Source organism: Bacillus sp. V3B (genome assembly GCF_024494465.1).
Taxonomy (GTDB): domain Bacteria; phylum Bacillota; class Bacilli; order Bacillales; family Cytobacillaceae; genus Bacillus_BD.
Genome location: NZ_JAETXM010000050.1, coordinates 1 through 7,555 on the forward strand (window position 1 = coordinate 1; position 7,555 = coordinate 7,555).

General features: G+C 36.1%; 3 protein-coding genes and 1 pseudogene. 3 read left to right on the plus strand and 1 reads right to left on the minus strand.

What is annotated here, in order from left to right:
• The first annotated feature begins 890 nt into the window (after positions 1-890).
• The 3 genes and pseudogenes from JMM81_RS22255 to JMM81_RS22265 all read left to right on the plus strand — a co-directional run bounded on the left by JMM81_RS22255 (position 891) and on the right by JMM81_RS22265 (position 4,753).
• Positions 891-1,604, plus strand: coding sequence for an SDR family oxidoreductase (locus JMM81_RS22255; protein ID WP_256243744.1), 714 nt, complete (start codon positions 891-893; stop codon positions 1,602-1,604).
• 695 nt (positions 1,605-2,299) lie between these two features.
• Entirely contained in the window at positions 2,300-3,898 is a 1,599-nt protein-coding gene (locus tag JMM81_RS22260; protein ID WP_256243742.1) for an ATP-binding protein, read from the plus strand.
• 188 nt (positions 3,899-4,086) lie between these two features.
• Positions 4,087-4,753: pseudogene (locus JMM81_RS22265) on the plus strand (IS6 family transposase).
• Positions 4,754-5,191: 438 nt separating this feature from the next.
• On the opposite strand, the gene JMM81_RS22270 reads toward JMM81_RS22265, so the two are convergent.
• Positions 5,192-7,219: a LysM peptidoglycan-binding domain-containing protein gene (locus JMM81_RS22270; protein ID WP_256243743.1), complete on the minus strand. Its 2,028-nt coding sequence runs from the start codon at positions 7,217-7,219 to the stop codon at positions 5,192-5,194.
• Positions 7,220-7,555: the final 336 nt, after the last annotated feature.

The following is a 7,555-nucleotide window of genomic DNA, read 5'->3' on the forward strand; positions in this document are numbered from 1 at the left end:
CCCTGTTCATCTACCCTTCTTTTTTACCCTACATGATGTGTGACATTATAATAAATTGTTTAGTTATAGGGTTTTATTATTATTTACTTGACTTTTAATGAAAATGGTTATCTAAAGGGGTTGTTTTTATAGTGAAAAAGGAAAGAATACCTGAGTTGAAAGGTGGTTTATGAAACTGTTGAGTGACAATAGAGTTGTTCTGTTAAAGGGCCATTTAGTGCAAGAAGGGTAGAAGGGAAATAAGTGCATTAAAACGAATTTCAACTCTATAAGGGGGAGGAATGACGATGAAACAATTAGTTCTTTTCATACTGTTAGTCACTCTATTGTTTGGTTGTAAACAAAATGAATCAGTATATAAGTCCAAGTTGATTTTTTGACATAGACTTTTCCCGAATGTCGTTCCCCTCCCTTTCTCTGCGCTGTTTATTACTGCGTAATAAAAGGCTTGTTCAAGCAAGTGGAACGACATTATGCAGAGCTTAATCCAGAATCGGGCGCGCGCGATTCTGGATTAAGAAGTCGTGTTTGTTCCTTAATGAAAAATCATTTTCCAGGTACCATTAATAGATTTTAGATTGAACTACGCAATGAATACTATTTATTCAATCCTTTGAATATACATTATTTTGTTAACGCTACTTAACTAGACAATAGATAAATTCCAAAATCACACAATGCCAACTAACCACGCAAATTCCCTTTTCACTAATTTTCTCATTTTTGTATAAGACTCTTTCACAGACTACAAACCAGCTGTTTTTCAACCAAATTGGGCAGTGACAGGCATCCTAAAATATAGTAAGGTAATGAAATAATAGCCACACACTAAACGCAACAGATTGTCGGTACGATATTTACGGCTGGTGTGCAATAGGAGGAATTTGAGCATGAGCAAGAAAGTAGCATTGATTACTGGCGCAAACAGAGGACTAGGTTTTGAAATCGGACGTCAACTCGGACGTCAGGGGATTACAGTGCTTCTTGCCGCCCGAAGCCTAGTCAAAGCGGAGGCATCTGCTGCCCTACTACGAGAGGAACAAATTGACGCTCGCGCTTTAGAATTGGATGTTACAGATAGTAAGCATATCAATCTAATTACCGAGTTGATTGAGAAAGAGTATGGGAAATTGGATATATTAGTTAACAATGCTGGAGTTAATCTGAATGATTTAGGTAACACTACTGATGTTATGCGCAATACTTTCGAAGTGAATGTATTTGGTGTCCATGCACTGACAGAAGCCCTGTTGCCTCTTTTGAAGGCGAGCGAGGCTGGCCGCATTGTGAACCAGTCGAGCTTAATCGGCTCTATCTCTACAGTTTTATCGAACGAAGAGACAGGACGTATGACATATAATCCTATATATGCTGCTTCAAAAGCAACGCTTAATATGCTGACTGCCAGTCTGTCCGTTAGACTGAAGGGGACGAATATAAAAGTGAACTCAGCCCATCCAGGTTGGGTGAAGACTGACCTTGGTGGTAACGATGCTCCAGTAGAGGTTCATGAAGGGGCTGAAACTGCTGTTTACCTAGCTACGCTTCCTGATGATGGCCCAACAGGTGGTTTTTTCAGAAAAAATGAAATTTTACCATGGTAAATTTAAATAAAGATTAAAACAATGAACCTTTTCGATCTCGTTTAAAAATGTTCTATATATATAAGTCTAATTTAATTTTTTGACATAGACTTTTCCCGAATGTTACGTTATTAAGTTGGATTTATATATCAACTCTGACACATCAAAACTTGAATTCTAACCACACGTATTTAGACTCTGTAATCACAAATTTCAATTTCGAGGATGGACAGTATGTCATTTATTTTGAACATAACGGAGAATGAGGTGAGATAAAGGGTAAAGCCTTTACTACCGAAAATATCTATAAAGGATTAGAAGAATACAAATCCACTAAAGCTAAAAAGAATAAGGATTATGACGTTTATGATATAATGGTAGATGGAGATGATGAGTTTATTTTAGGAATTTCCCCTTCGATTAAAAGACATGAATAAAGATAATTTCAAATTGTGATACAGCCCACTTCTATTCAACGATCGGGCGCGTTTGTTGTAAAGAATAAAGGGTCATATATATTAGTTAGTGACTACTCTATAGGGTACAGTTTGCTAATATTATATGACCCTTTATTTATTATTCACGCGCAAAATAAATCTAAAAAACCACGCAAAATAAAATTAAAATTGATAGGTTTAGGGTTATCCTGCGTAGTAGTACATCTTAGGGCCCTATGTTAGAATATTATTAAAATAAAGTTATTAAAGAGGATTTTAATGATGTTAAAACAGGATGATTCGATTGTTATTCAGGCAAAAGAACGTTGTAAAGAGTACGGTCTTGATCCAACTATTGTACCAACATTTTCCCAATGCTTATCTTCTGATGCTTATGCTAAGAAAATCAAGACATACTCTGAAATATTAGATATAGTAAAATTTTTTATAAATAAATTTCTCTCCTCAGTCGAAGGTACTCCGATTCTTGTAGTCTTAACAGATGACAAGGGACATATCCTAAGATTCGAAGGCGATTCGACAATTTTAGACGCTGTGAATCAATTGGGAATTAAAGAAGGAGTTCGTTATATTGAGAAAGATATAGGAGTAACCGCTGTATCGCTAGCCCTTCGATATGATCAACCTATTCAATTGGTAGGAAAAGACCATTACTGCCAAGTTTATCAAGATGCTGCTTGTTATAGTGTACCATTTCGATATAAAGGCAATAAAAAACCTCTAGGTACGATCTCGTTGTTAACTTATATCCCATATGATAACCCATTGTTATTAGTTATGTTACATACCATCGTTGATTCTATAGAACGAGAACTTCTAGTTCAGGAAAAAAATAAGAAGCTTTTTATTTTGAATCAGGGACTACTTCAGACAAGTTATCAAGCAGTCATTGTTACAGATGCTCAAGGGGATATTATAGATTGTAACGAAAATGGAAAACAAATATTAAAGTTAATGTCTTCAAAAAGAAGTGATTACGATAGTTCTAGTATTTTTTATGCAGAAAAGATAGGCTCCTATTTTATGGATGTACTTTCAGACAAACAAGAGATAGTAGGAATCGAAATATCAATAGTTATAGATAGTGCTCTTCATTATTTTATTTTAGATGTTATCCCAATTTTTGATGATAGAAATTCGCTCATTTATATTGTCGGAAGTCTTCGAGACATAAGTGAAATGAAAAGCACGGAAGCTTACTTACGCAATTCTGAAAAGCTTTCTGTAGTGGGGCAGATGGCTGCAGGTGTTGCTCACGAAATCCGCAATCCATTAACAACCATTAAGGGAATGCTTCAGCTTTCAAAAGATCAATTCCAGTCTGATCATTACAAACTTCTCATGTCTGAAATTGACCGAATGAACTTCATTGTAAGTGAGTTTCTGGTTTTGGGAAAACCTCATGTCATTCATTATAGTGAGATAGAGTTAATTTCAATATTGGATGATATCTTGAAATTATTTGAAAGCCAGGCTGTGATGAATGGCATTTCTATTACGAGAGATATCAAGAGTTGCGGCAACATTTATTGCGACGCAAATCAAATCAAACAAGTATTTATAAATATTCTTAAGAATGCCACGGAAGCAATGCCTTATGGAGGAAATATTCATGTCATAGTGGATATTAAGGAATCGGAGCAACTTATTCGCTTTGTAGATAATGGAGAGGGTATGCCTGAAGACGTGTTGAACAAAATAGGACAGCCTTTTTGTACTACGAAAAAAGATGGCAATGGTTTAGGTATTATGATGATCAAGAAAATCATTGATTCCCATAATGGGAAAATTCAATTTAACAGTCAAGTTAAATCAGGTACCACAGTTGATATTCGCCTTCCCTTACTTAATTTGTGATTTATCGAGTCTCCATTTTACCTGTGACAAAGGTAATTCAACCTTATTTATAAATCTATTGATGATATTTATACAAGCGTACCAATTATCGATGTAAAGAATTGCTTTCAATATGCTGATTATACATTTGACTTAAATTTTGAAATAATAGATCCTATTTATTCAAGTGGAAACATTATCAGCTTGATATTATTTTGTTAACAGTGAGATGGTATCTGCGGTACAACTTGAGCTTTCGAAATTTAGTGGAGATGATGGAAGAACGTGGCTTGTCGATGGCCCACACAACGATTATGCGTTGGGTTCATCAATATGGACCGGAATTAGATGAAAGAGTACGACGTCATCTTAAGGCAACAAATGACTCCTGGAGAGTCGATGAAACATATATCAAAGTAAAAAAAAGGTCAATGGATGTATCTATATCGTGCAGTGGATTCCGAAGGAAATACGATTGATTTTTATCTCAGTAAAACAAGAGACAAAAAGGCTGCAAAGTGCTTCTTCAAGAAAGCTTTGCGGTCTTTTCATGTTTCAAAGCCTCATGTCATAACAGTGGATAAAAATCCGGCTTATCCTATACCAGTTGAAGAATTGAGAAAGGAAAAAAACATGCCGTCAGGCATGAAACCCAGACAAAAGAAGTATTTAAATAATATCGTAGAACAGGATCATCGTTTTATCAAGAAGCGTGTTCGTTCTATGTTAGGGTTGAAATCTTTTCGTACAGCTACTTACATACTGAGTGGTATAGAAGCGATGCGTATGATTAAAAAGAAGCAGGTTCATCAAGAGGTGAAGTCTGCCCAAAATGAAGTGAAATTCATACATAGACTGTTCGGGATAACCACCTAAGGGGTGATCTGAAAGTGGACCTACAACTTTTTCCTATTTGTCTTGGTATTTGCACCAGAACCAGAAAGGTTATATAAAATATATTCTATAGTAAATTACCTTGGGTGAAATTTTAACTTGCCTTCTTAGTGAAGATAATAGTTTTGATTGTTGAAAATTTTCTAGATGACTAAGCGAAAGAAAATGTAAAAAAAGCACTTTTCATCTAAGCTTGTTATTGAAGTTCTTACTAATAGTGGTCCGGGGATCTAGTTTAATAAAACTATAAAAGGGATTATCCAAAAAGGGAATTTAAAATCACATGAGAAATTCCTGGCACTATGTCCGCTTTTAGATACTTATCTTCAAGAGGGAGATTATCGTGAGTTATACTTTTGTTAAGTGGGTGACGAAGAAGAAAACCCTTCCTGCCATAAAGACAGAAGGGTTCCAAAATTCCTATACTGGTATTTTTAGTTGCTGGCCAATCATAATCGGCTTATTTACATCAAGCTGATTATGATCTACAACTTTTTGAATTGTTGTATTGTATTTAACCGAAATCTTCCACAGGGTATCTCCCGTTTGGACGGTATGAATAACTTCAGGAACTAAAGGTGCTGGTGACGTTTGTTTAGCCGGGATTGTTAATTTCTGTCCAATATACAAGTAATCATTTTCGTTAAGCTTATTTGCTTGGAAAATTTCCTGAATGGTTATCCCATATTTTTGGGCAATTTTCCATAGTGTATCACCTGACTGAACTACATGAATCGTATCAGGTTGAGTGACGACAGGTGGCTGTGATGGTTGAGACGCAGGAATTATAAGCTTTTGCCCAATATATAAATATTGGGTTACGTTTAGATTGTTTGCCTTTACTATACTGTCAACCGACACATTATATTTTTGAGCAATTTTCCACAATGTATCGCTAGATTGTACAGTATGAACTATATTCGTGGATGGTTCAGTAAGTTGTTTTTCAGGGATCTTCAATACCTGTCCAATATTAAGTAGCTGATTGAGATCCAGTCCATTTAACTCAACAATTTCACTAATGGTAACGCTGTACTTTTGAGCGATTTTCCATAAAGTATCACCGCTTACTACCGTATGTTTAACTACATTGCCTGGTTCCTCTTGCTGCGGCGGGATTGAATTTAAAACTAGTTCAACATCAGATGCCTTGACTGATCCAGGCACTTGATCCTTTACTAACACTTCATAGTAGCCGTTTTCAGCAGTTTCTGAGATTAGCTTAAACACTTCACCCTTTACTGCAGTATAACCTTGACCCATCGGATAAACAGAAACTTGTGTTTTTTCAGCCGTTACACGTACTTCTTTGATGGGTTCAGCTGCTTTAATCTCCGTACTATCTTTTACCATCACCCCATTGTTTTCAAATAAGAGGTAGCCAGTTGTACCATTGTTTTCTGTAACCATGACTTTAATAAAATAGTTTCCGTTTAGTGCTTTTCCACCATTCATGTCTGTTCCATTCCAAGAAAGTGTATGAATTCCTGGCTGAAGTTCCTGGTAGGAGATTACGTGATTCATATGACTTCCAGCAGCTGTAGCAATAAAAACGGTCAGTTTGGCCGCTTCATTTAAAGTCACTTCTCCAGTTACCGTGTCTTCCATTCCATCGTTATTCGGAGAAAGCGTCTGTGCATCAAAAGAAGCATTTGAAACGATTTCTTGCATTCTCCACTTTGGAATAGAGCTTTCACCATTAACAACTGAAATTTCCCCTAGCTTATAATTTGTTTGGGATGTCGCTGGATAATTATAGTTTAGTTCTATTGTCTTAAACACAATATCATAGTCACCATCGGCAACGATGGCCCCGTTTTGATTTCGGCCGTTCCAGGTGAAGGAATGGATACCTGGTTCTAATTTTGTTTTTGGTGATTGATAAACATCGGTTCCATCCTTCTGAATAGCCACTTGTACTTCAGCATGACGGCTTAATTCATATTTTACTTCTGTTACTGCATCGGTCGAATTATATTTAGGTGATACAGAAGAAGGATTAGTCCCATTCAGTGTAATTAACGATTTTGGGTTCGGTTCTTGGACAATTGTGATCTGTCCAATAGGGAATCCTTGAGCTGAGTTGTAAGCCTGGTCGGTAAGATAAGACTTTAATTGATAAGTCCCAGCTGGAAGGGCTTCTTTTTTTACATCGTCCCATGGTGCCCAGTGGACAATATGTTTGGTCTTATACTCCATAGTAGACAAGTTAATCTTGACTTGACGGCCATTTCCCACTGCCATTAAATAGCCTCTAGTCGGTTCATTTGTCTCAATGGTTACCGTAACATAACCAGGTACGCCATTCCCTTGGTAAGCAATCGTGTTTGAGGAGATTTGACTATTTATAACCTCAGGAGTATCCATATCTGCTGCCTGAACTTGTTGATTATAAAATAATCCTATAAAAATTGCGGAAATCATATAAACGAGCAATTTTTTCGACATTGATTCACCAGCTTCCAAATAAGATATTTTGAACTACAAGCAATATCATAATCAGAAAGCAGATTTGCTACAATGAGTAAATTATGGGAATATTTCTTAACTAATGAATGGGCATAAGTTATGGGGTGCAAAAGGTTATAACATTTCTGATTGTTATGCAATGAATGTTGTAAGTTCAAAAGAAGTTTATTTTTATTACAGATTTCCCGAACGAAAAAGCCCACTTCTTCAGATGTGGGATGAAAGTGAGGTCGAACCAGGCGTGTCTTATGATACGTTAAGGGTTCGACTTTTTTAATTTTTAATCAATTTGACTGTAAATCGAACATTAGTTCC